The 22701-nt window shown below is 69.9% G+C and carries 18 protein-coding genes and 3 pseudogenes; 12 read left to right on the top strand and 9 right to left on the bottom strand.

Annotation, left to right across the window (positions count from 1 at the left end; all coding sequences use genetic code 11):
• The first annotated feature begins 136 nt into the window (after window positions 1–136).
• The 4 genes from ABD355_RS14325 to ABD355_RS14340 all read left to right on the top strand — a co-directional run bounded on the left by ABD355_RS14325 (window position 137) and on the right by ABD355_RS14340 (window position 5116).
• Window positions 137–1357 (top strand): MFS transporter, encoded by a 1221-nt coding sequence (locus ABD355_RS14325; protein WP_344400633.1) that lies wholly within the window; start codon window positions 137–139, stop codon window positions 1355–1357.
• Window positions 1358–1476: 119 nt separating this feature from the next.
• On the top strand, window positions 1477–2823 hold the full coding sequence (locus tag ABD355_RS14330) for a flavin-containing monooxygenase (protein ID WP_344400634.1): 1347 nt from the start codon (window positions 1477–1479) through the stop codon (window positions 2821–2823).
• Window positions 2820–3698, top strand: coding sequence for an SDR family NAD(P)-dependent oxidoreductase (locus ABD355_RS14335; RefSeq protein WP_344400637.1), 879 nt, complete (start codon window positions 2820–2822; stop codon window positions 3696–3698). The genes ABD355_RS14330 and ABD355_RS14335 overlap by 4 nt, the downstream gene beginning before the upstream one ends.
• Window positions 3695–5116, top strand: coding sequence for an aldehyde dehydrogenase family protein (locus ABD355_RS14340; RefSeq protein WP_344400639.1), 1422 nt, complete (start codon window positions 3695–3697; stop codon window positions 5114–5116). Before ABD355_RS14335 ends, ABD355_RS14340 begins: the two co-directional genes overlap by 4 nt.
• A gap of 337 nt (window positions 5117–5453) precedes the next feature.
• Here ABD355_RS14340 and ABD355_RS14345 read toward each other — a convergent pair.
• The 6 genes and pseudogenes from ABD355_RS14345 to ABD355_RS14370 all read right to left on the bottom strand — a co-directional run bounded on the left by ABD355_RS14345 (window position 5454) and on the right by ABD355_RS14370 (window position 11994).
• Window positions 5454–6357, bottom strand: a pseudogene (locus ABD355_RS14345) (amidohydrolase family protein).
• Between the two features lie 38 nt (window positions 6358–6395).
• Window positions 6396–6743, bottom strand: coding sequence for an L-rhamnose mutarotase (locus ABD355_RS14350; RefSeq protein ID WP_344400640.1), 348 nt, complete (start codon window positions 6741–6743; stop codon window positions 6396–6398).
• The gene (locus tag ABD355_RS14355; RefSeq protein ID WP_344400641.1) at window positions 6740–8743 is read right to left on the bottom strand and encodes a DUF8034 domain-containing protein; all 2004 of its coding nucleotides are present in this window, start codon (window positions 8741–8743) and stop codon (window positions 6740–6742) included. The genes ABD355_RS14350 and ABD355_RS14355 overlap by 4 nt, the downstream gene beginning before the upstream one ends.
• An 8-nt stretch (window positions 8744–8751) precedes the next feature.
• Entirely contained in the window at window positions 8752–9660 is a 909-nt protein-coding gene (locus tag ABD355_RS14360; RefSeq protein WP_344400642.1) for a carbohydrate ABC transporter permease, read from the bottom strand.
• Between the two features lie 55 nt (window positions 9661–9715).
• Window positions 9716–10630 (bottom strand): carbohydrate ABC transporter permease, encoded by a 915-nt coding sequence (locus ABD355_RS14365; protein WP_344400643.1) that lies wholly within the window; start codon window positions 10628–10630, stop codon window positions 9716–9718.
• Window positions 10627–11994 carry an ABC transporter substrate-binding protein gene (locus ABD355_RS14370; protein WP_344400644.1) on the bottom strand — a complete coding sequence of 456 codons (1368 nt, stop codon included), beginning with the start codon at window positions 11992–11994 and terminating at the stop codon, window positions 10627–10629. Before ABD355_RS14370 ends, ABD355_RS14365 begins: the two co-directional genes overlap by 4 nt.
• A 308-nt stretch (window positions 11995–12302) precedes the next feature.
• On the opposite strand from ABD355_RS14370, the gene ABD355_RS14375 reads away from it, so the two are divergent.
• Window positions 12303–13064 (top strand): FadR/GntR family transcriptional regulator, encoded by a 762-nt coding sequence (locus ABD355_RS14375; RefSeq protein ID WP_344400646.1) that lies wholly within the window; start codon window positions 12303–12305, stop codon window positions 13062–13064.
• Between the two features lie 356 nt (window positions 13065–13420).
• On the opposite strand, the gene ABD355_RS14380 is transcribed toward ABD355_RS14375, so the two are convergent.
• Together ABD355_RS14380 and ABD355_RS14385 are read right to left on the bottom strand one after the other, a co-directional pair.
• Window positions 13421–16156, bottom strand: a complete 2736-nt coding sequence (locus ABD355_RS14380) for a SpoIIE family protein phosphatase (RefSeq protein WP_344400647.1) — start codon at window positions 16154–16156, stop codon at window positions 13421–13423.
• Between the two features lie 470 nt (window positions 16157–16626).
• Window positions 16627–17670, bottom strand: coding sequence for a PP2C family protein-serine/threonine phosphatase (locus tag ABD355_RS14385; protein ID WP_344400648.1), 1044 nt, complete (start codon window positions 17668–17670; stop codon window positions 16627–16629).
• A 193-nt stretch (window positions 17671–17863) separates the two neighbouring features.
• Here ABD355_RS14385 and ABD355_RS44680 point away from each other — a divergent pair.
• From ABD355_RS44680 to ABD355_RS14415, 7 genes and pseudogenes are all read left to right on the top strand, one after another.
• Window positions 17864–18055, top strand: a pseudogene (locus tag ABD355_RS44680) (nucleotidyl transferase AbiEii/AbiGii toxin family protein); the annotation flags it as partial.
• Between the two features lie 33 nt (window positions 18056–18088).
• A complete protein-coding gene (locus tag ABD355_RS14390) occupies window positions 18089–18310 on the top strand; it encodes a hypothetical protein (protein ID WP_344400649.1) in 222 nt (73 codons plus the stop codon).
• Between the two features lie 28 nt (window positions 18311–18338).
• A pseudogene (locus ABD355_RS44880) lies at window positions 18339–18602 on the top strand (DUF7919 family protein); the annotation flags it as partial.
• Window positions 18603–18654: 52 nt separating this feature from the next.
• A complete protein-coding gene (locus tag ABD355_RS14400; RefSeq protein WP_344400651.1) occupies window positions 18655–19017 on the top strand; it encodes a hypothetical protein in 363 nt (120 codons plus the stop codon).
• Between the two features lie 176 nt (window positions 19018–19193).
• The gene (panD, locus tag ABD355_RS14405) at window positions 19194–19613 is read left to right on the top strand and encodes an aspartate 1-decarboxylase (RefSeq protein ID WP_344400652.1); all 420 of its coding nucleotides are present in this window, start codon (window positions 19194–19196) and stop codon (window positions 19611–19613) included.
• Window positions 19614–19648: 35 nt separating this feature from the next.
• Entirely contained in the window at window positions 19649–20002 is a 354-nt protein-coding gene (locus ABD355_RS14410; RefSeq protein WP_344400653.1) for a GNAT family N-acetyltransferase, read from the top strand.
• A 39-nt stretch (window positions 20003–20041) separates the two neighbouring features.
• Window positions 20042–20674: an aspartate/glutamate racemase family protein gene (locus ABD355_RS14415; protein ID WP_344400654.1), complete on the top strand. Its 633-nt coding sequence runs from the start codon at window positions 20042–20044 to the stop codon at window positions 20672–20674.
• Window positions 20675–21127: 453 nt separating this feature from the next.
• Here ABD355_RS14415 and gndA read toward each other — a convergent pair whose 3' ends face one another.
• Window positions 21128–22567 (bottom strand): NADP-dependent phosphogluconate dehydrogenase, encoded by a 1440-nt coding sequence (gndA, locus tag ABD355_RS14420; protein ID WP_344400655.1) that lies wholly within the window; start codon window positions 22565–22567, stop codon window positions 21128–21130.
• Window positions 22568–22701: the final 134 nt, after the last annotated feature.

A 22701-nucleotide genomic window follows, 5' to 3' on the forward strand; every position in this document is an offset into this window, starting at 1 on the left:
TGGCCGCCGGGGCCCCCTTTTCGGCCTCCGGCGCGCTGCACACGGACTTTTCGCCGTCCCTACCTTGTCCGGAACCCGCACCTTGTGCGGAACCCGCCCGTTCCGCGCTCTCGCGTCGGCGTAACGAAGGCTCACCATGACCGCACCCGTTCAGACCCCGGCCCGGCGACGATCCGGGCGCCGCAGCCCCCATGCGGCGGCCCGACGGGCCGTGGCGACGGTGTTCGCCGCCCAGGGAGCGGCGGTGGCCGCGGTGTCCACCACGGTGCCCGCCGTCACGGAGCGTCTCGCGCTCTCCCCGCTGACGATGACCGTGCTCGTCGTGACCGTCGCGCTGAGCGCGGGCGTCGGCAGCTTCGCCGGGCTGGCCCTGATCCGGCGCGTGGGACCGGTCGCCGCGATGCGGGCCGCCGTCGTGGCGACCGCCGCGGCCCTGCTGCTGATCGGCCGGGCTCCCGGCCAGACCGCGGCCGCAGTGTCCTACGGGCTGTTCGGGATGGCGCTGGGCTGCATCGACGTGTCGGCGAACACCCGGGCCGCGACCGTCGAACGCCACTACGGCCGGAGCATCTTCGCCTCCTTCTACGCCGCCTGGAGCGCGGCCGGTATCGCGGCCGCACTGCTGACCGCGGGCACCGCTCACCTCGGCTGGCCCGCCGAGCACACCCTGACCGCACAGGCAGGCCTGGTTCTGGCCCTTGCCCTGACCGTCCGCGCCCACGAACTTCCCGCCGACTCACCCCTCGCTCTGTCCGCCCATGAGGAGCCGGCCGGGAAGTCCGTCGCGCTCGGCCGCGAACTGTGGGCCGAACTCGCCCCGTTCGGCCTGGTCCTCCTGGTCGCCTACGTCATCGACTCCACGGTCTCGTCATGGTCGACCCTCTACCTCCACCAGACCCTGGACACCGCCCTGTCCCTCGCGCCCCTGGCCTATGCGGCCTACCAGGTGGGCACCGTCACCGGGCGGACCTGTGCCGACCGTCTCGTACGCACCCTCGGCCCGGTGGCGGTGATCCGTGCCGCCACCCTGCTCACCGCCGCCGCCCTGGCCGGACTTGCAGCCGCCCCCGCCTGGCCGTACGCGGTCGTGGCCGCCGCGTGCACCGGGCTCGGGGTCTCCGCACTCGTGCCCCTGTGCCTCGCCTCCGCCGGACGCCTGAGACCGGGGGCGACCGAAGCGGTCCTGGCCCGTATGAACGTCTTCAACTACATGGGTGTGCTCGCGGGCGGTGCCGCCAGCGGAATCCTCGGCTCCACCGGCCACTTCCGCCTCGCCTACGCGATCCCCGCCGGCCTCGTCCTCGCTCTCCTGGCGACCGCACGGTCTTTCGCATGGCCGCCCAGGCCCCCTCTCTGACCGCACGGACCATTTCCCGCTGAACTGCAGATGAATAAGTTTCTTTCAGCCCTTCAGCCCTTCAGCCCTTCAGCACCTCAGGAATGGGCTTGCGAACCGACAGAAAAGGGATCCTCCGCATGGGAATAATCCAGTACGACACCTGCGTGATCGGAGCGGGACCGGCCGGGCTCGCGGTCGCCAGAGCCCTGACGGAGCGGAACCTGCCGTACACGCATCTTGAGCGGCACACCGGGCCGGGCGGTATCTGGGACATCGACAACCCCGGCAGCCCGATGTACGAGTCGGCCCATTTCATTTCCAGCAAAACGCTTTCGGGCTTCGGGGGTTTCCCGATGCCCGACGAATTCGCCGACTATCCGCCGCACCGGCAGATCCTCTCGTATCTGACGTCCTTCGCCGACGCCTACGGACTGACGGAGCGCATCCAGTTCGGCGTCGAGGTCGAAAGCGTGGAAAAGAACGCCGACGGCACCTGGACGGTCACCCGGACCGACGGACGGCAGACCGTGCACGGCCAGGTCGTGGTGTGTACGGGGTCCCAGTGGCACCCCAACGTCCCCGAACTGCCCGGCACCTTCACCGGCGAGGTCCGCCACACGGTCGGCTACCGCAGCGCGGAGGAACTGCGCGGCAAGCGGGTGCTGGTCGTGGGTGCCGGGAACTCCGGTTGCGACATCGCGTGCGACGCGGCCCGTAGCGCGGACCACGCGGTGATCAGCATGCGCCGCGGCTACTGGTTCATCCCCAAGCACCTCTTCGGCCGGCCCGTGGACACCATCGCCAACGACGGGCCGCACCTGCCGATGTGGCTGGCCCAGCGGGTCTTCGGCACCCTCCTGCGGATCATCAACGGAGACCCGACGCGCCTGGGCCTGCAGAAGCCGGACCACAAACTCTTCGAGACCCACCCCGCGATCAACTCGATGCTGATCCACCACCTCCAGCACGGCGACATCACCGCCAGGCCGGGGATCGCCCGCACCGAGGGCCGCACGGTCCACTTCACGGACGGTACCCGCGACGACTTCGACCTGATCCTGCTGGCCACCGGTTACGTCCACCAAGTGCCGGTCGCGCAGAAGTACTTCGGCGACGAGCAGCACCCCGACCTGTACCTGTCGTCGTTCTCCCGTGAGCACCAGGGCTTGTTCGGGGTCGGCTTCGTCGAGACAAACTCCGGTGCGTACCGGCTCTTCGACACCCAGGCGCAGCTGATCGCCGGGCACATCGACGATCTGGCGCAGGGGCTGCCGAACGCGGAGCGATTCGCGGCCATGATCCGCACCGACCGCCCGGACCTGTCCGGCGGCCTCAAGTTCGTCGACTCGCCCCGACACACCGGCTATGTCGACAGCGGGGCCTTCGTGAAGCATCTCGCCAAGGTCGCCGCCGAGATGGGCTGGCGCACCGAGGGCCGGCCGCCGCGGGTGCGGTCCCTGCGGAGCGCGGAGGCGGTGTCGTGAGCGGCTTCGACTTCCGTGACAAGGTCATGCTGGTGACCGGCGGCGCCGGCGGGATCGGCAGCGCGATGTGCCACCGCTTCGCCGCCGCCGGCGCCCGCTGCGTCGTCGTCGACATCGACGGGGTCCGCGCCAAGCGGGTCGCCGCCGAGCTTCCCGGCGCCGGCCACACCGCCCTCGGGTGCGACCTGATCGACCGCGCGCAGGTGGAGCACCTCTTCGAGCAGGTCGCCGACGCGTACGGCCGCCTCGACGTCCTCGTCAACAACGTGGGAATGACCAGCGCCGAACGCTTCGACGTGCGCAGCGTCGAGAGCATCGAGCGGGAGATCACCCTCAACCTGACCTCGCCGCTGGTCGCCACCCGGATCGCGATACCGCTGCTGCGGGCCTCACAGGACCCCCGGGTCGTCACCACCGTCTCCCTCGGCGGGATCTTCCCGCTGGGAGAGACCCCGATCTACACGGCCTCGAAGTTCGGGCTGCGCGGGGCGATGCTCGCCCTCGGGCTCGACCTGAGGAGCAAGGGCATCCTGGCCGGGTCGGTGCTGCCGTCGGCGACCGACACCCGGATGCTGCGCCAGGAAGCCGTGGACGGCGGGAACTCCATGCAGTTCCAGGACCCGCCGCAGCAGCCCGCCGACGTCGTCGCGGCCGTGGTCTCCCTGCTCGACAGGCCCCGTCTGGAGGCGTACCCCCGTACCGGCGAGTCCCGTCTGGTCCGGTTCGCGATGCTGGCGCCGAACCTGCTGCCCAAGGTGTTCCCGCTGTTCCGGCAGAGAGGGGAGCGCGGGATGGCCCGCTATCTGGAGGAGCTGCGCCGCCGGGGGCTGGCCCGGCAGACGGACGGACGCTGGGAACTGGTGGAGGAGAAATGACCGCGGTGGAGGACCCCGCCCTGCTGAGGATCGTCAACCCGGCCACCGGGGAACCGATCACCACGGTACCGGCCGCCAACGCCGAAGACGTCACCAAGGCCGCCGAGCGGGCCGAGCACGTCTTCGTATCGGGCGTGTGGTCGGGACTGCCGGTCCGCGAACGCAGCGCGGTGCTGCTGCGACTGGCCGACCTGATGGAACGCGACACCGGGATCCTGGCCCGGCTGGACAGCGAGGACGCGGGAAAGCCCATCACCGAGTGCCTCACCGGCGACGTACCAGGTGCCGTCGAGTCGATCCGCTGGTTCGCCGAGGCGGCCGACAAGGTGTTCGGCAGGATCGCCCCCGGCGGGCCGGACGGCCTCGGCCTCATGACCCGGGAGCCGGTCGGGGTGGTCGCGGCGATCCTGCCCTGGAACTACCCGCTGGCCATGACCGCCTGGAAGGTCGGCCCCGCGCTCGCCGCGGGCAACTGCCTGCTCGTCAAGCCCGCCGAGGCGACCCCGCGCTCGGCCCTGCACCTGGCCCGACTCGCCGTCGAGGCGGGGCTGCCCGAGGGGGTCCTGACAGTCCTCACCGGCCACGGCTCCGTCACCGGCACCGCCCTGGCCCGCAACCCCGTCGTAGGCGCCCTCTCCTTCACCGGCTCCACCGACACCGGGCGCCGCATCCTGAAGGACGCGGCCGACACCAACTTCAAACGTGTCTCGCTGGAGATGGGCGGCAAGAGCCCCCAGGTACTGATGGCCGACGCACTCTCCTACGGCGACGAACTCATCGACCACATGACCGAAGCCGCATTCCTGACCATGGGACAGAACTGCACGGCCGGTTCGCGCGTGCTGGTCCACCACAGCATCGCCGACGAGGTTCTCGGCCGCTTCACAACCGCCGCAAAACGCCTGGTCATCGGCGACCCGGCGGACCCTCGCACGCAACTGGGACCACTGATCGACCGGACGGCCTTCGACCGGGTCGCGACGGCGGTGGAGGCCGCCCGGGCCGAAGGAGCCCGTGTCCACACGGGAGGCCTGCCGCACGGCCTGCCCCAGCGCGGCGCCTACTACCCGCCCACCGTGATCACCCACGCCCCCGAAGGCAGCGACGTACTCACCAAGGAACTCTTCGGCCCCGTCGTCACCGTCCAGACCTTCACCTCCGAAGACGAGGCGCTGCATCTGGCGAACGCCACCGAATACGGCCTCGCCGCCTCGGTATGGACCCGCGACCTCGACACCGCCCTCCGACTGGCACGCGGCATCCAGGCCGGCGTGGTCTCCGTCAACGCCTACAGCGAGGGCGACATCGCCACACCCTTCGGCGGCTGGAAACAGTCCGGCTTCGGCGGCGCGGAAAAATCGACCGACGCCTTCGCCCAGTGGACCCGCGAGAAGACGGTCTGGATCCGCACCCGCTGATCCCATACCATCGGCCGGCTCGAGAACGGCTACGATCACCCCGTCGACGAGGTCTGCGAGGAGGACCTCGCGAACATCGTCGATCTCGGTTCGTTGCGGCAGCACCGGAGCAGGGGCCGGCACTCGTGCACGCTCTGCGGGGAGTACACCGAGCACAGGGCGACCTCGGAGCGGGCGGGGACCACCTGCCGTCACCGCTGCCCCTCAGAGAGGTCCGGAACTTCGTGACCCCCTACGACAGCAGCACCGGGAGGCCCTCGGGGCCGGCCTCGGCGAGCGCGCGGGTGCGGTGGGGTGTCGTTGCGCGGCGGTGGATCTCGCAGCGCAACAGGAGCGGTCAGGTCGACGGGGTGTTGGTGTTGCTCTCCCCGGGGACAAGGGGCAGGCCGTAGAACGCGGTCGCGGTGCCGGCCAGGAGCGCGTGGACGTCGCCGGCGCTCCAGCCGGTGAGCAGTTCGTCCACGGTGGCGGCCCAACGGTTCCAGCCGCCCGCCAGGTTGGCGACAGGCCAGTCCGAGCCGAACATCAGCCGGTCCGGACCGAAGGCGGAGACCAGCACGTCCCAGGCGGGGCGGAGGTCGGCGGTGGTCCAGTGGGTGCGGTCGGCCTCGGTGATCAGTCCCGAGACCTTGCACACCACATGCGGGTGGCCGGCCAGCAGCCGCACCCCGCGTTCCCACTTTGCGAGGTCCTGCCGGGCGATGTCCGGCTTGCCCGCGTGGTCGAGCACCTGGGGCAGGTCGGGGAAGCGTTCCGCGAGCCGGATCGCCTGGTCGAGCTGGTGGTCGCGCACGAGTACGTCATAGCCCAGCCCGCGATCCCTGGTCGCCCTCAAACCGCGTTCCACATCGGGGAGTTGCAGCCACGCCGGGTCCCTCTCACCCTGGACCAGGTGTCGCAGGGAGCGCAGATACCCGCCACCCGGCCCGGCGATCAGACGGTCGAGCACGTCACCGATCAGGGGACGTCAGATCGGCCCAGCCGACCACGGCCTGGATCAGCGGCTCCTGTTCGGCGAGCGCGAGCAGGTCCTCGGTCTCGGCGACCTCCGCGATGCACTGGACCACCACCGTGCCGTGCAGCCGTCGGCCCGCGATGGGGTGGGTGGCGGTGGAGCGCAGGTCGTCGGGGGTGAAGGTGCGGCGGATCGACGCCACGTCGGGGTCGTCGAGCCAGGGCTGCGGACGGTGGGCGAGGTCCCACAGGTGGTGGTGGGCATCGACGAGCACGGGTGCGTTCACGAGGGGATCCAAGTCGGGTCGGGCTGATGCGGGCCGGGTCAGGCGGTGGCGTCGCCGCCGGGCGGGCTCAGGTGCCAGATCTCGGGGAGCTCGCTCCACTGGCGGCCCTCGCCCCGGTCGGGAAAGGGTTCCTGGCAGGGGTCGGTGAGCTTCCACCACCGCTGGGTCTCGGGGTCGGCCTCGATGGTCGCCATGTCCGCCTCGAAGTCCTCGCCGTGGTACTCCATGTAGGCGAACAGCACGTCACCGTGGAGGTAGATGCTGTAGTTGCGGATGTTCGCCCGGTGCAGGGCGGCTTCGACTCCTGGCCAGACCGCGGAGTGGAGCCGGAGGTATTCCTCGCGGTGCTCGGGGCGGAGCCTGATGGTCTGGGCGATGCGCTTCACGCCGGTTCCCCTGTCGTGTCGGTGGAGTTGGTCCGCTCGGCCGCGGTGTCGAACGGCGTGCGGTAGCTGGGAGTACGGGTGCGCAGGCCCAGTCGCAGGGTGAGCCGGATGCGCGTGGAGGCGGGCAGACGGACGGTCAGGTACGGACGGTCACAGGGGGCTTCGGCCTCGGAGACCACCGGCTCGGTGTGGCCGTAGTCGTACATGTCGCCGATCCAGCCGTCGTCCGTGCAGGCCGTGTACCGGACGCCGGTGATGGTGTGTTCGGCGAACGCGCCCGCCTGGACGATGACCGTGCGGTCGGTCTCGGGGGAGAGGTTGACCAGTTCGACGGTGGTCGCCTCGGGGTCGATGGAGGTGACCAGGGCGGCGACGTCCTCCGGCAGGCCGGCCCGGCGGGCGTCGGCGTCGTGGTAGCGCAGCCGTGCCTGCTGCAGACCGCCCTGGTACATCACCTGGGGGCCGCCCCAGGTCAGCTGCACGAGGGCTTCGGTGGCCACCGGGTTGCACTGCTGCCAGACGTGGATGTCGGCCTCGGGCACGTCCAGGTCGCGGTAGCGGTCGATGCGTCGCAGGCGGTGCCTGACCTGGGCCTGGGCGGCGGCGAGAATGCGCTCCGGGTAGCCGGGGTCGTCGCCGGCGAGGAAGGCGAACCAGGCCTTCTCGTGCCCGGACTCCTCCTTGGCGCGGAACGGGCGTACGGTGCGCCAGTCGATGCCGTCGGCCTCGCGCAGCCGCTCCAGCCGGGCGCGGTCGGCCTCGGAGAACGTGTGGTGCCACAGGGCCACCGGCACGGGGGGCGTGGACGGGTTGTAGTCGAACCAGCCCGAGTCGTTGTGCCGGAACGGCAGGTGCAGCGTGGGCGTGTGACGGTCCGGACCGAGCTCCGCGACCCACTTGGAGGGCAGGCTCGAGTCGGCCTCCGTGTTGGGCATGACCTTGCCGCGGTCGATGAGGGCGTCGAGCGAGGTCGCGACCATGGAGAGGTAGTCGTCGTCACCGGTGACCGTCGCCGCCGCGAGCGCCGCCACACAGGCCGCGTGACCGACGCTGTGCCAGCCGTGCGGCCAGGACCAGCCGTAGTGGCCGCCGTACCAGCGGCCTTCCAGGAGGCTGCCGACGACCCCGTCCGGGCCGACGTTGTCCGGGATCAGGCCGCCGTGTTCCCGGGTGCGCTCGCGCCAGGCGCCCACGTACTCGATGATCCAGTCGCGATAGCGCTCCTCGCCGGTCAGGATCCAGGCGTTGAGGACCAGTCCGGCGGCGGCGAGGTTGAGCGCGGTGTCACCGACGCCCATCCGGTCCCGCATCTGGTCGCCCAGCCGCGGGTCCGCCGAGAGCGGGAAGGGCCCGTCGGCGGCCTCGGGCAGCCAGTCGAGCGGGAAGCCGTAGGTCTGCGCCTCCTTCAGCAGCCAGGGGTACACGTCACCGTCGAACAGGCCGGTCCGCTCGGGGTCGCTGCCGTTGTGCGGGCGGGTGATGATGCGGTGCTCGGGGTCGTAGTTGCCCTTGGCGGGATCGACGTACAACTCGGCGAAGCGCAGCGCGCGTTCGGCCCAGCGATCAGGGGCGGCCATGCACAGGAAGTACAGCAGCAGCAGGCTCTCGCCCTGGTGGAACCAGTCGTAGCCGCGCTCGTACTCGTCGCGCAGCATGTTCAGTTCGGTCAGCTGCCTGGTGACGCCCTCCCAGTGCTTCTCGCTGGCGGGCAGGAGGTCGTCGGCGCCGCCGAGGAGGTACAGCTGGGGCCAGTTGAAGAAGACCTCGTAGAAGTCGTCGACACCGTCCCGGCTGGTCAGGCGGCCGTTGTAGTTCAGCCGTCCGTCGGGGCCGGTGAAGTCGCGCTCGAAGCGGCGCCAGGCGTGGTCGAGCAGGTCGAACAGCGCGCGCTGCGCCACGGCCCAGCCCGGGGGTTCGAGCAGCGGCACCGTGGCCCGCACATCGAGCACGGGGGGCGGGGTGTCCTCGGCGCGGGCGTCGGGGTGAGAGTCGAAGGGCATGAGAGCGGTCACTCCTTGGTAGCGCCGGCGAGCATTCCGCTGACCAGGAAGCGCTGGGCGAACAGGAACACGACGAGCACCGGTGTGATGGCCACCAGCGTCGCCAGTGCCAATTGCGGGCGTTGGATCGCGAGGTCGCCGACGGTCGGGTTGAACGACGGCACATTGCTGAGCAGACTGCCGACGCCCACCTGGATCGGCATCTGGTCGCTCTCGGGGAGCATCACGTACGGCAGGAAGTAGTTGGTCCAGTTGGCGACGAAGCTGAAGAACCCGACCAGCGCGATGACGGGGGTGGCCAGCGGCAGGGCCACATGACGGAAGACGCCGAACTCGGAGCAGCCGTCGATGCGTGCCGCGGCCAGGAGGTCCTTGGGCACGGCGGTGGAGAAGTAGATGTACGTCAGGTACACGCCGAACGGATAGAACGAGTACGGCAGGATGATCGACCACATGGTGCCGATCAGGTGCACCGCGTTGATCTCCAGGAACAGCGGCACCACCAGCGTGGCGTTCGGCATCAGCATCACGACCAGGGTCGCGATCAGCAGCGCGTGCCTGCCGCGGAACTCGGTCATCGCCAGCGCGTACCCGGCCGGTACGGCCAGACAGAGCGTGATGACCAGTGAGATCGCGGCGTAGAGCGCGGAGTTGCGCAGCCACAGGAGGATGGCGTCGTCCTGGAAGGCGGTGAGCGCATGCCAGTTGGCCGTCAGCGCGTGCCAGGACCCGAAGGACAGCGGGTTGTCGTGGACCAGCTGCTGGTCCGTCTTGGTCGCCGCGAGCAGCAACCAGATCACCGGGAGCACGAAGAACACCACGAAGACGGTGAGTACCGAGCCCGCCAGCAGCCGGGAGGCCACGTGCTGAGGGGGTCGGCGGCGCTGCCGAAGTTCCCCGTGTCGGGTTCGGCTCATGACCTTCGCATCCCGTTCCGTGCGTGGGGTGGTGGCAAGGGGAGTGGGGTGTGTGTCAGTCGGCATCGAAGAACCCCGACCGTGCGACGAAGACACCGGCGACCGACACGCTCACGACCAGGAGCTCCACCGAGACGGCGGCGGCGCCGTTGATGTTGTTCATCTGGAAGGCGAAGTCGTACGTCAGCTGGTTGAGCGAGTAGTCGCGGCCGGCCACGCCCGTGCTGGCGAGGGAGAGCAGCTGTGGCTCGACGAAGAGCTGGGCGCCGCCCGCGAAGGCCAGGATCACCATGTACACGATCCACTTGCGGAGCATGGGGATCTGCACCCGCCAGGCCGTCTGCCAGCCGTTCGCGCCGTCGATGCGCGCGGCCTCCATGACGTCGTTGGGGATGTTGTTGAGGGCGCCGTACATGACGACGATCCAGCCGCCCGCGCCGGTCCAGAACGCGATGATCGTGAACAGCAGCGCCAGGTTGCCGGGGGCGATGACCTCGCCGAACGTGTGGAAGCCCAGCGTCTCAAGGAGCGAGCTGACCGGGCTGACCGTCGGGTCGAGCATGAACAGCCACACCAGGACGCTCGCGGCGCCGGCGAGAGCTCCGGGGATGTAGTAGAGGAAGCGCAGTGCCTGACTGAGCGGTCCGGAGGACAGCCGGTGCAGGAGCAGCGCGAGGACCACCACGAACACCACGAGCGACAGGAGCCAGAAGACCAGGTACAGGGCCACATGGCCCAGGGAGTCGACGAAGCGGAAGTCCCGTGCCGTGGTAACGAAGTTGGAGAGGCCGGTGAAGGCGCCTGAGGCGTTGGTGAACGCGAAGTAGATCGCGTAACAGGTCGGGAGGACACCGAAGGCGATCAGCAGCAGTACGTAGCCGGCGACGAATGCCACGCCGGCCCGGCTCTGTCGGGAGGCACCACGAGGGCGTCCCCGGACAGAGCCGGCCGAGGAATGCGTGAGGGTCACTTGGAGACCTTGTATCCGTCGGCCTGGGCGTACTTGACGATCGAGTCCTGCCAGGCGGGCAGCATCGATTCGATGGTCTTGCCCTGCGTCATGGCGGGCTTGACGGTGGCGGCCCAGATGGCCTCCTGGCTGAACTGGCCCGAGCCCCAGTCGGACCACACCTGCGAGGAGGCGTCCTTGAGGGCGATGAGATCACCGGCGAAGTACCCGGATGCGGCCTGTGCCTTCAGCCAGTTCTCGGCGGCGGGCGCGTAGGCCGGGAAGCCGGGGGCCTTCGAGCCCTGGTAGGCGTTGTCGGTGGTGACCCACTTCAGGAAGTCGGTGGCCGCCTTGATGTGGGTGGAGTGCTTGGACAGCAGCCAGGTGCCGCCGCCGACGTTGCCGGTGGACGGTGCGGTGTCCCCCTGCCACTGCGGGATGGGGGCCACCGCGATCTGCTTGGCCGGGGTCTTGAGCCCGCTCTCGAAGACCGCGCCGCCGTACCAGGCCGGGCCCGGCATGAGCAGGACCTTGTGGGCCTTGTTCTTGGCGAAGTCGGTGCTGAAGACGCCGCTGATCGACATCGACTTGTTCTTGATCAGTACGTCCATCAGCTTGGCCATCTTGGTGCAGGCCTCGCTGGTGGTGTTGACCGACACGGCCTTGGGGCCGGTGATGTGGTTGGCGCCGCACTTGCTCGCCCACATGTAGATCTCGGGGGTGAAGGTGTCACCCGCGTCGCCCACGAGGTAGCCGGGGTGCTCCTTGGCGACCTTCTCGCCGAGCGCCTGGTACTGCTCCCAGGTCGTCGGGACCGTGTAGCCGAACTGCTTCAGCAGCGGCGCGTTGTACCAGAGCACCGCCTGGGAGAGGTCGTTGCGCAGGCAGTAGAGGGTGCCGTCGACCGTGCAGACGTCGTTGGCCCCCTTGGCGAACCCGCCGAGGGTCGCGTCCGGGATCAGACCCTTGTTCAGCGGCGCCGCGAAACCCGCGTCGACCGCCCAGCTCGCCTCGTTGTTCTGGGAGCTGAAGACGACGTCCGGCCAGCCCTTGCCCGTGCGGTTGAACAACTGGACCTTCGTCTGGAGGTAGTTCGAGCCGTTGGCGTCGCCGTCGTAGCTCACGATGTGCAGCTTCACCCCCGGGTGCAGCGCCTGGTACTGCTTCGCGGCGGCCATGCGGGTCGCGTCCACCCAGACGGTCAACGCCCCCTTGTCCTGGGCGGCCTGGGCGAATCCGTCCTTGGTGGTGCCGCCGGTGGTGCCGCCACCGCCGCCACAGGCGGTCACGGTGAGCAGCACGATGGCCGCACAGCCTGCCAGCAACGCGGCTCGTCTCCTGCTGGTCCCTGTCTCCTGGTCGACCGAAGGCTTGTAGACGGACATGAGCGACTCCACTCGGTTTCCATGAGGGCGGCTGGCGGCTCTGTCATTACCGCTGCGGAAGAAATTAGCCGCCATATCACGAGACCCGTCAAGAGGTGAGTATGTCTTTTTTTCGAGCGGTGTGCGGACGATGCGGTGCCGATACGTGGTGTCACGGGCAGGTGAATCAACGCTTAAGCCGCATATGGAGCTCGATCTTACGGGAGGGAGGTCCCAGATGAGTACTACTTATCTTGCTCTGCTGTACGATGACCGCGGCTTCAGAGCCGATCAGTCACCGTCCTCGCAGTCACCCGGAGGCAGCACATATGAAGGACACGCCCGCCGTGGAAGTGGTGGTGAACGGCGCGGACGAGCGGCGCGACTACCGGCCCGGATACGAGGTCGTGGCGGAGCGGATCCTCGAGTTCATCGCCGAGGCGCGCCTGGCCCCGGGTGACCGGATGCCCACGGAGAACGACCTGGCTCAGCGGCTGGACACCAGCCGAGCGGTGGTTCGGGAAGCCGTGAAGGTCCTCTCGGCGCTCGGCCGGGTCCGGGCGCACAAGGGACGCGGACTGTTCGTCGCGAACGACGACGGCATGCTGGTCGCCAGTCGCTGGGGAGGCTTCTTCCGTCCCGTGGACCTGGATCACGTGCTCATGCTGTTCGAGTTCCGAAGGGTTCAGGAGACGGCCGCCGCCAGACTCGCGGCCACCCGTGCCACTCCCGCCGAACTGCGCACCGTCGAGGTCGCCATGCAGCAGTGCCGGCACGGGTACGTCCACGGCGATGTCGGCATCTTCAACCAGGCCGACGACGACTTCCACGCGGCGGTGGCCGCGGCCTCGCACAACACGTTCCTCGGCAGCGCGGTGCGTGACGCCCGCCGGCTGCAGCGCCAGTCCAGCGCGATCGGCATCCACGACACCTTGGGCCAGGGCACCGCGGCCGCAGTGGAGGAGCACGAGGCGATCTACCGCGCCATTCGCGACGGCCGCCCGGACGAGGCCGCACAGGCCACCGCCGCGCACCTCGACCGGACGCTGGAGGACTACCGGCGGGAGATCCAGCGCCGCCTGTTCGGATGATCCGGCCGCCACACGGCCAACGACATCCCCAAGGTGGCCGAGGCCGATGTCGTGAGAATGAACCGAGGTCCCGGAGAAAGGCGAGGTGCGTGTCGTCGACCACGTATCCGCGCCGCCTGTCCACGCCAGGCAAGTGCTTCCACCAGTACAACCCCTACGGCGCCACCCAGGCTGACAGACGGAGCCCACTCACGCTGTCAAAGCCACCGAGGCGCTGACCACGGCCACTCTCCCGGGCTGCGGCAACGACTGCCCGTACAACTGGCCTGCTCTGCCGGGGCCCTGCCGCTGTAGCACGGCCCCAGCCGTTGCAACTTGGCACGTAGAAGAGGACGGCTTCGCAGGTCAACGTCGGCTCACAAACCGGGATCATCGAACTGGTCAAGGTCGAACTGGTCGAGAAGGAAGTCGACCGGTGCGAGGCCCGAGGCGGCGGATTCGCCGTCGTGAAGAAGCTGCTCCGTCCAGATGACCTTGCCGCGGGTCGTGTACCGCGTTCCCCATCGCTGCGCGAACTGCGCCACCAGAAAGAGCCCCCGCCCGCCTTCGTCCGTGGCCGCCGCCCGCCGCAGGCGCGGCGAGGTACCGCTGCCGTCCGAGACCTCGCAGATCAGACAGCGTCCGTGCAACAGCCGCACGCCGACCGGCGGCGAGCCGTACCGGATCGCGTTCGTGACCAACTCGCTGACGATCAGCTCCGTGGCGAATCCGGTCTCCTCCAGCCCCCACTCCAGCAACGTCTCCCTGCAGCGCGCCCGCACCGAGGGAACCAACGCCGGATCGGGCGGCACGTCCCACTCGGCCACGCGCGAGGACGGGAACCTCCGGGTACGTGCCGTCAGCAGCGCGATGTCGTCGGAGGGGCGTGACGGCTTCAGCGCGTCGATCACCGCCTGACACATCTCCTCCGGAGTGCGTTTCCCGGACCCGCCCAAAGCCCGGCGCAGCCTCTCCATCCCCACGTCGAAGTCGTGGGCGCGGTTCTCCACCAGGCCGTCGGTGTACAGCACCAGTTGTGAACCCTCCGGCAGGGACACCTCTGCGCTCTCGAAGGGGTAGCCGCCCAGACCCAGGGGTGCCGAGACCGGCACACCAAGGTAGGCGACCGTCCCGTCCGGGCGCACCACCAGCGGTTCCGGGTGTCCCGCACGGGCCATGGTGCAGGTCCCCGCCACCGGGTCGTACACCGCGTACAGACAGGTCGCTCCGGTCACCGCCTCCCCTTCGTGGACATCCACGGCATCACCCCTGTTCCTCTCGTTGTCCATGCGCACGACCAGGTCGTCCAGGTTCCCGAGCACCTCGTCCACGGGCAGGTCCAGGGTGGAGAAGTTGTGCACAGCGGTGCGCAGCCGGCCCATCGTCGCCGCCGCGTGCAGCCCGTGACCGACGACGTCACCCATCACCAGGGCCACGCGCGCGCCCGGAAGCGGGATGACGTCGAACCAGTCCCCGCCCACCCCCTCCTCCGAGGGCAGATACCGCCAGGCCACCTCCAGCGCGTCCTGCTCCGGCTGTCCACGCGGCAGCAGACTGCGCTGCAGCGCCACCGCCATCGCGTGCTCCCGGGTGAACCTCCGGGCGTTGTCGATGGCTACCGCCGCCCGTACGGCCAGTTCCTCCGCGAAGGTGAGATCCTCCGGCTCGAACGCAGGGGAATCCGCCGTCCGGTAGAAGTTCGCCACGCCCAGCGGTACGTTCCGCGCCCGCAGGGGCACGGCCACCAGCGACCGCAGCCCGCCCTCCAGGGCCTTCCGGGAGCGCTCCGGGTCCTGTTCCCGCCAGCCGTGTGACCGGCGCAGGTCCGTCTCCAGCATCCCCCGCCCCTCCTGCAGCGTCCGCATCTGCGGGGTGCGGGGCGAGAACGCGATCACCTCGTCCAGCGGATACACCGGCATCATCCGCTGTTCGCCGCCGATCGCCGCCCGGCGCAGATGCCGCCAGCCCTCCGCCGCCGGCTCCCACCCCCGCAGCACCGCGTCGAGCAGATCCACCGTCACGAGGTCGGCGAACTGCGGCGCCGCCACGTCGGCCAGCTCCTGGGCCGTACGCCTCACATCCAGCGTCGTCCCGATCCCCACCCCGGCCTCGTACAGCAGCTTCAGCCGCTCCCGCGCGACCTCGGCCCGACCGGAGATCTCCGCCAGCTCCGTGGTGTCCCGGAGGGTCACCACGCTGCCTCCCCGGTCGCCCTGCGGGTACGTCTGCCGTTTGTTCACCGCCAGCAGTCGGTCCCCCGCGCGACGCACCTCGTCGGTGACCTCCTCCCGCGAGGACAGCAGGCTCATGACCGGCTCCGACAGTCCCAGCTCCCGCACCGAGCACCCCCGCACGTCAGCCGGCAGTCCGAGAAGCCGCGTCGCCTCGTCGTTCGCCAACAGCAGCCGTCCGTCGGCGCCCGTGATCAGCACCCCTTCCCGCACCGCGTGCAGGACCGCGTCGTGGTGCTCGTACATCTGCGCCAGCTCCACCGGAGCCAGGCCGTAGGTCTGCCGCCGCAGCCGCCGGGACACCAGCGTCGTTCCCGTCATGGCCAGCGCCAGCGCGACCGCTCCGCCGGCCAAGATGATCGGCAGCTGCGGCAGCCACAGCCCGGCCACGTTCTTGACCGTGATTCCGGCGGAGACCAGGCCGACCACCTTGTCGCGCGAGTCGGTCACCGGGACCACCGCCTGCACGTCCGTCCCCTGCCCCGCGGGCAGAGGCGGCCCACCGGCCTGCTCGACGACGGTACGGCCCTTCAGCGCCGGTGCGATGGTGCCGACGAACTTCTTCCCGATCTCCCGCGGATAGGGGTACGTGTAACGAATCCCCTTCGTGCTCATGACGACGACGAAATCCATGCCTGTGCGCTTGCGCGCCGCTTCAGCCCGCGGCTGGAGCACCGCTGAGGGGTCCCGGCTCTGCAGTGCCGCGGCCACGCCAGGGGCACTCGCGAACGACTGGGCCGCGATGACCGACTCCCGTCGCCCTTGCTGCAGAGCGTAATTCGCCGCCTGGAGCACCATGCCCACCACAGCGGCCACCACCAGCAGGACCACGATGACGACCTGGAGGAGGAACACTTGACCGGCCGCACTGCGCAGGTCCATCCGCGAAGCGCGACCCTTGCGCGAGCTTCCGACGGGCGGATGACGTTCCGGGCCCAGAGGGCGTCCGGAGAATGCCTCCATACACCCTTGATAACACCACTGGGGGCAAGCCGACGCTGATCAAATCCGTCGCGCGGCTGCCGCGTCGCAGCAGCAGAGGGCGTCGGTGCAGGAAGGAACGAGCTGAGCGGGAGCAGGGCGTCGAGAGCAGATGCCCGTGGGCGCGTCAGGCGTGGGTGGGCTGCTGACCGCCCGGGCTGCGGCGGTGATGTGCTGCGCGGCGAGCCGTGCGCCCTCGTCCCCGGCCCACCTTGGTGATTGCGTCCCTCAAGGCGCGGGCCGGCTCGCGGTCGGCGGCATCCTATGCGCGACTCGGCAAGGGCCAGGAGCCTGTCTCCGCGCAGGAGACGGCCTAGCGCGGTCCCCTGCTCACCGGGAGCAGACGCAGCTGTGACACGGCTTGCAGCCACCTACGCGGAGTGCTCTGGAGGCCCGGGGCGCCTACAGCGGACGGCGACGGCCGCGATGTCGTCATCGAGCCTTCCGCCGCTGTACAGGAGCAGGTCTCGGTGAAGCCGGTCCAGCAGCTCACGGGGCGTCGCCGGGCCGAGCTGCCGCATCCACTCCGGTAGCGGGAAGAACGTGCCGGCCCGGTCCCGGGTCTCCGTCACGCCGTCGGTGTAGAGCAGCATCTGGTCGCCGGAGGCGAAGGCGACGGTGTCGACGTTGTAGCCGTCCCCTAGGAGGGTCGCGAGGTTGAGGGGCGGTGAGGGGACGGTGGGCTCAAGGACGCGGATCTCGCCGTTGCGCATCACCAGTGGCGGAGGATGTCCGCAATTGAGGATTTTGACGTCTCCGCCGCCACCGGGGATCTCGGCGATCAGAGCAGTGGCGAATTGTTCGGGCTGATTCGGGTCGAGGATGGCGACGCTGTAACGCCTCATGCTCGTCTCCAGCCGATGGATGACGCCCCTCAGGTCGGGCTGGTCGTACGCATTCTCCCTGAAGCAGTTGATCACCGCCGAGGCGGCTCCCACGGCCGACAGCCCTTTGCCGCGCACGTCACCGATGAGCAGCCGAACCCCGTACGGCGTGTCGGCCACCTCGTAGAAGTCGCCTCCGATCCGGGCCTGCTCCTGAGCCGCCAGATACAGCGACTCGACATCGAGGCCTTGGACACGGCGCGGCAGCGGGCGCAGCAATACCTGCTGCGCTGCGTCGGCCACGAGCCGGACCTGGAAGAGCGTTTCCTCTCGTTGGAGTCGAAGATGACTCGTATATGCGGCCGTCAAAGTGACCGCGACGATCGCAGCCGCCGTGTAGGGCGTTCCGAGATCGGAGTACACGAGGCTCAGCCCGACCATGGTCAGCAGGCAGAACGCCCCCAGCGCGATCGTCGGGAGCACGGGCCACATCGCAGCGGCCAGGGCGGGCGCGGCAGGCAGGAGACGGCTGAAGGCGATCTCCCTGGGAGTGGCGAAGGCCAAGCCGGTGATGAGGGCGGTGAGAATCACGGGGGACAGCAGGACGACCTCGCGTCGGGCATTCGATGAAGGGCGGTGGCGCCGGGGTCGTGCTGTCCTGATCACAAAAATCATCTTAATGGGGCATAACGGGCTTCGTTCGTGAGGGCATCGGCGCCGATGCGCGCCGACCGGCCGCCGGACCGCGCCGTGCAGCCCCCTCAGCACGCGGCGGGCGGCGCCCGACCCGATCGGCACCAAGGTCCGTGGCCTTGCCGACCGCGGCACCGTCCGCGACCTCATCGACGTCCAGGCTGCCTGCCGCCACCGCTCCACCGCCGACCTCGAATCCCTGGGCCGCCGACGCGCCCACGACGAGTTCAGCCTCGAAGACCTCCGGGACCGGCTGATCGGTGCAGAGTGGACGCCCGAGGACCCCAAGCCCGACAAGCTCTCCACCCTGCCGGACATGACGGCACGCCAGATCACGGGAACCTCGTCCCGCACGATGGGGCTGCTCTCCGACGGCACCTGGCGCACCACCTGCTCCAGCACCACCTTCGACGACAAGGGCCGCACCTGGAGGGTCGACGACCAGGGCGACGTCTCCAAGCCCGCACAGGAGACCTGCACCACGAAGCTGCCGAGCGGCTTCGCCGCGGCGCCCGACTCATCCCGAGAAGCGACATGACCTACTACGCGGATTTCTCGCTGTACGACCTCATCGAGTACGAAGAGCCCGGGGGCCTCACTCGTGCACGCTCTGCGGGGAGTACACCGAGCACACGGCGACCTCGCAGCGGGCGGGGATCACCTACCGGCTCGGCCATGCGGAGATCAGGGTGGTCTCGGACGACGGTGTGCTCTACGTAGCCCCGAACCTGATCATCCACGACATCGTCGACCACCTCTACGCACCGCCCGCCGAGTTCATCGACGCCGTCCGGTCCGAAGTCCATGCACGCTGGCCCGAGGAGAAGTGACCAACGACGTCAGCTGGACACACCACCGCCCTTCAGAGAGGTCCGGAACTTCATGACCCGCCGCTACGACCAGCAGCACCGTGAGGCTCTCGGTGCCCAACTGCACCTGCCCCTGGCCGAACGAACCTGCCCGCTCTGCGGCCACATGGCCATGCGCGTCTACCACCACACGACATACGGGCGAAGCGAACCCTCATGGATCAACTACCTGTGGTGCGGCGACTGTCACGCCTACTCGTCGTCCTTCACGTGCCCCGGCCGCAAGATGGTCGAGAGCGACCCGCTCCTCGCGGAATTCGGTGACCGGACAGGCGAGGTCTTCGACGAGCCCGGGCGTCTGCTCAAGGTCCTCGACGGCTACTGGAAGGCGGGGAAACTTCCGCAGGTGATCTCCCGCCGCCGCCGAGGACGCTGAGGGCGTCCCGATGAGGCGCCACCCACGTGACCGGGATCTCGCTGCACACCGACGCCCGTGTCCCTACGCTGGTCACGCTCGCCGTCGCGGAGGACCCGCGGGAGAGCCGCTGTAGGCTGAAGAACAGCCCTTGACCTGCGAGAAGCAGGCAGGGAGCCGAGTTCAGGGAGTTCCGCATGCTGCGCACCATGTTCAAGTCCAAGATCCACCGCGCCACCGTCACCCAGGCCGACCTGCACTACGTGGGATCGGTGACCATCGACGCCGATCTCCTCGACGCCGCCGACCTGCTGCCCGGCGAGCTCGTGCACATCGTCGACATCACCAACGGCGCCCGCCTGGAGACGTATGTCATCGAGGGCGAGCGCGGCTCCGGCGTGATCGGGATCAACGGGGCCGCCGCCCATCTCGTCCACCCAGGCGACCTGGTGATCATCATCAGCTACGCTCAGGTGACCGACGCCGAGGCGCGGGCACTCGAACCCCGCGTCGTGCACGTGGACCGCGACAACCGCATCGTGGCCCTGGGCGCCGACCCGTCCGAGCCGGTACCGGGTTCGGACCAGGAGCGCAGCCCGCAGGTCGTACCGGCCTGATCCACACCCGGACCCCTGGAACCAGGAGCGTGCCCATGAGCGACATCGAGATCCGCGACGACCGGGCGGCGGGCCGCCTGGAGGCCGTCGGCGACGGTACGGGCGGCGAAGTCGTCGGCCACATCGAGTACTTCGTCCTCGAATCTCCCGGGCGCGCCCTGGTTCCCGTCCACACGATCGTGGAACCGGCCCACGAGGGCAAGGGCATCGCGGGTTCGCTGGCCCGCGAGCTCTACGCCATCGCCGGGCGCGAGGGCGTCGTCGTCGCCCCCCTGTGCCCGTACGTCACCAAGTGGGCCGAACGCCACCCCGACGAGGCTCCGGCCGCCGACCCGGAGCTGCTGCGAGCCGCGAAGAAATGGGTGGTGGAGCACCCCGGTCGCTTCTGAGCCCGTCCGTATCCCTTCTCACAAAGGCCTGCCACCCGCATGCTCGCCCTTCTGCACACCTCGGCCGCGCACATCCCCGTCTTCGAGGCCCTGCGCGACGAGGACCACGAGGGCCTGGAACTGCGGCACTTCGTCGACGAGGAGCTGCTGGCCCGGGCCCGTCGCGAGGGGCCCGAGGCGGTGGCGGACGAGGTGCGAGCCGCGCTGGACGAGGCGGTCGCCGAGGGCGCGCGGGCCGTCCTGTGCACCTGCTCGACCATCGGCGGCGTCGCGGAGGCGGCCACCCCCGGCGTGCCGGTGCTGCGCAGCGACCGTCCGATGGCGGCCGCCGCGGTGGCCGCCGGTCCGCGGATCGTCGTGCTCGCCAGCGTGGAGAGCACCTTCGGGCCGACGGTGGCCCTGATCGAGGAGGAGGCCCGTCGCGCCGGACGTCCGGTCGAGGTGCGGACCCGGCTCGTCGAGGGTGCCTGGGACCGCTTCGCGGCGGGTGACGGCGAGGGCTGCGCCCGTCTCGTGGCGGCCGCGGCCGACGCGGTCACCGGCGCCGACGCGATCGTCCTCGCCCAGGGCTCCATGGCCCCGGCCCAGCGGCTGACGACCACGGCGGTCCCGGTGCTGTCCAGCCCGCGTCCCGGCCTCGCCGCGGGCGCCCGGGCGGTACGCGCCGGGTAGGCCCACCTGGACGCCGTGCCGTCCTGCGGGCGGGTGAGTGCGAAGGCGGCCGTCGGGTACGCGGGGCAGTAGTCCAGAGCCGACCTCGACCGACTGGCCGGAGGACACCATGACCGATCCGCACCCCGACCCCGTACCACCGGGTCCCACGCCTGGTCCGGGCCCGCAACCGCCGGACCCCTACCCGTCGCCGGTCCCCAACCCCCAGCCGCCGCCCGGCCCGGAGCCCACGCCACCGGCACCACCCGGCCCGGAACCCACCCCGCCCGCACCTCCGGGCCCGGAGCCCACACCACCCGCGCCGCCGGACCCGTCGCCGATCCCCCCGGGACCGGAACCCGTGCCGAACCCGGAGCCCGGGCCACCGCTGACCTGAACCACCCGGCGGATGTACGGGCGGACAAAGACGGCGGGCGGCCGCTCGGGCCGCCCGCCGCCGCGTACGGCTGACCGCTACGCGTCGACCTCCGACCGGTCCCCGCCCCACAGCGTGTGGAACGAGCCGTCCCGGTCCGTGCGCCGGTACGTGTGCGCGCCGAAGAAGTCACGCTGGCCCTGGGTCAGCGCGGCCGGCAGCCGCTCCGCGCGCAGGGCGTCGTAGTAGGCGAGGGCCGCGGCGAAGCCGGGCGTCGGGACGCCCTGGCGGGTGGCGGCGACGATGACCTCGCGCCAGTCGTCCTGGGCGTCGGCGATCTCCTGGGCGAACGTCTCGTCCGACAGCAGGCTCGGCAGGTCGGCCCGGGTGTCGTACGCGGAGCGGATGCGGTCGAGGAAGGCCGCTCGGATGATGCAGCCGCCGCGCCAGATCGCGGAGACAGCGCCCAGGTCGATGTCCCAGTCGTACTCCTCACGGGCCGCCGCGATCTCGTGGAAGCCCTGCGTGTACGACACGATCTTCGAGGCGTAGAGGGCCTGCTCCACACGGTCCGCGAACGCCCCCGCCTCCGCCTCGGACAGCGGGGAGGCCTTCGGGCCGGTCAGCCCGCGCGAGGCCTCGCGCAGCGCCGCGTGACCCGACAGCGAGCGGGCGAAGACCGCCTCCGCGATGCCCGACACCGGAACGCCCAGGTCGAGGGCGATCTGGACGGTCCAGCGGCCGGTGCCCTTCTGCTCGGCCTGGTCCACCACCACGTCCACGAACGGCTTGCCGGTCGCCGCGTCCACGTGGGACAGCACCTCGGCCGTGATCTCGATCAGGTAGGAGTCCAGGCGGCCCGTGTTCCACGTGCGGAAGATCTCCGCGATCTGCGCGGGGGAGTATCCGGCCACATCGCGCAGCAACTGGTACGCCTCGCCGATCAGCTGCATGTCGGCGTACTCGATGCCGTTGTGGACCATCTTCACGAAGTGTCCGGCGCCGTCGGGACCGACATGCGTCACACAGGGCGCGCCGTCCTTCGCCTTCGCGGAGATCTTCTCCAGCATCGGGCCGAGCGAGTCGTACGACTCCTTCGGGCCGCCCGGCATGATGCTCGGACCGTTGAGCGCGCCCTCCTCGCCGCCGGAGACGCCCATGCCGACGAAGTGGATGCCCTGCTCGCGCAGTTCGCGCTCCCGGCGGCGGGTGTCCGCGAAGTGTGCGTTGCCACCGTCGATGATCATGTCGCCGGGCTCCAGGAGCGGGGCGAACTCCTGGATCACCGCGTCGGTCGGGTCGCCCGCCTTGACCATGATGACCAGGCGCCGCGGCCGCTCCAGCGCCGCCACGAACTCCTTGGCGGTCTCCGCCGCGATGAAGTCACCCTCGTGCCCGAACTCCTCGACCAGGGCGTTCGTACGCGCCACTGTGCGGTTGTGCAAGGCGACCGTGTAGCCGTTGCGCGCGAAGTTACGGGCGAGATTGCGGCCCATGACCGCGAGTCCCGTGACGCCGATCTGGGCTGAGTTGCTCATTCGGTTGGCTCCTAAAGGATCCGGTATCGGTGGTGCCGGTCGTGCACGTCAGTATCGCCCCGACGACCATCCTGACGTGCCGGTACGCCGAGCGCATGTCCGGGGTGGCCGACTTTTCGCAGGCAGATACGCAC

Source organism: Streptomyces longisporus (genome assembly GCF_039532765.1).
Taxonomy (GTDB): domain Bacteria; phylum Actinomycetota; class Actinomycetes; order Streptomycetales; family Streptomycetaceae; genus Streptomyces; species Streptomyces longisporus.

Coding starts and splice junctions, on each gene's coding strand:
- ABD355_RS14370 (WP_344400644.1), bottom strand. CDS start 11,994: ATGTCCGTCTACAAGCCTTCGGTCGACCAGGAGACAGGGACCAGCAGG.
- ABD355_RS14375 (WP_344400646.1), top strand. CDS start 12,303: ATGAAGGACACGCCCGCCGTGGAAGTGGTGGTGAACGGCGCGGACGAG.
- ABD355_RS14390 (WP_344400649.1), top strand. CDS start 18,089: ATGACGGCACGCCAGATCACGGGAACCTCGTCCCGCACGATGGGGCTG.
- ABD355_RS14415 (WP_344400654.1), top strand. CDS start 20,042: ATGCTCGCCCTTCTGCACACCTCGGCCGCGCACATCCCCGTCTTCGAG.
- ABD355_RS14330 (WP_344400634.1), top strand. CDS start 1,477: ATGGGAATAATCCAGTACGACACCTGCGTGATCGGAGCGGGACCGGCC.
- ABD355_RS14360 (WP_344400642.1), bottom strand. CDS start 9,660: ATGAGCCGAACCCGACACGGGGAACTTCGGCAGCGCCGCCGACCCCCT.
- gndA (WP_344400655.1), bottom strand. CDS start 22,567: ATGAGCAACTCAGCCCAGATCGGCGTCACGGGACTCGCGGTCATGGGC.
- ABD355_RS14410 (WP_344400653.1), top strand. CDS start 19,649: ATGAGCGACATCGAGATCCGCGACGACCGGGCGGCGGGCCGCCTGGAG.
- ABD355_RS14380 (WP_344400647.1), bottom strand. CDS start 16,156: ATGGACCTGCGCAGTGCGGCCGGTCAAGTGTTCCTCCTCCAGGTCGTC.
- ABD355_RS14325 (WP_344400633.1), top strand. CDS start 137: ATGACCGCACCCGTTCAGACCCCGGCCCGGCGACGATCCGGGCGCCGC.
- ABD355_RS14340 (WP_344400639.1), top strand. CDS start 3,695: ATGACCGCGGTGGAGGACCCCGCCCTGCTGAGGATCGTCAACCCGGCC.
- panD (WP_344400652.1), top strand. CDS start 19,194: ATGCTGCGCACCATGTTCAAGTCCAAGATCCACCGCGCCACCGTCACC.
- ABD355_RS14355 (WP_344400641.1), bottom strand. CDS start 8,743: ATGCCCTTCGACTCTCACCCCGACGCCCGCGCCGAGGACACCCCGCCC.
- ABD355_RS14400 (WP_344400651.1), top strand. CDS start 18,655: ATGACCCGCCGCTACGACCAGCAGCACCGTGAGGCTCTCGGTGCCCAA.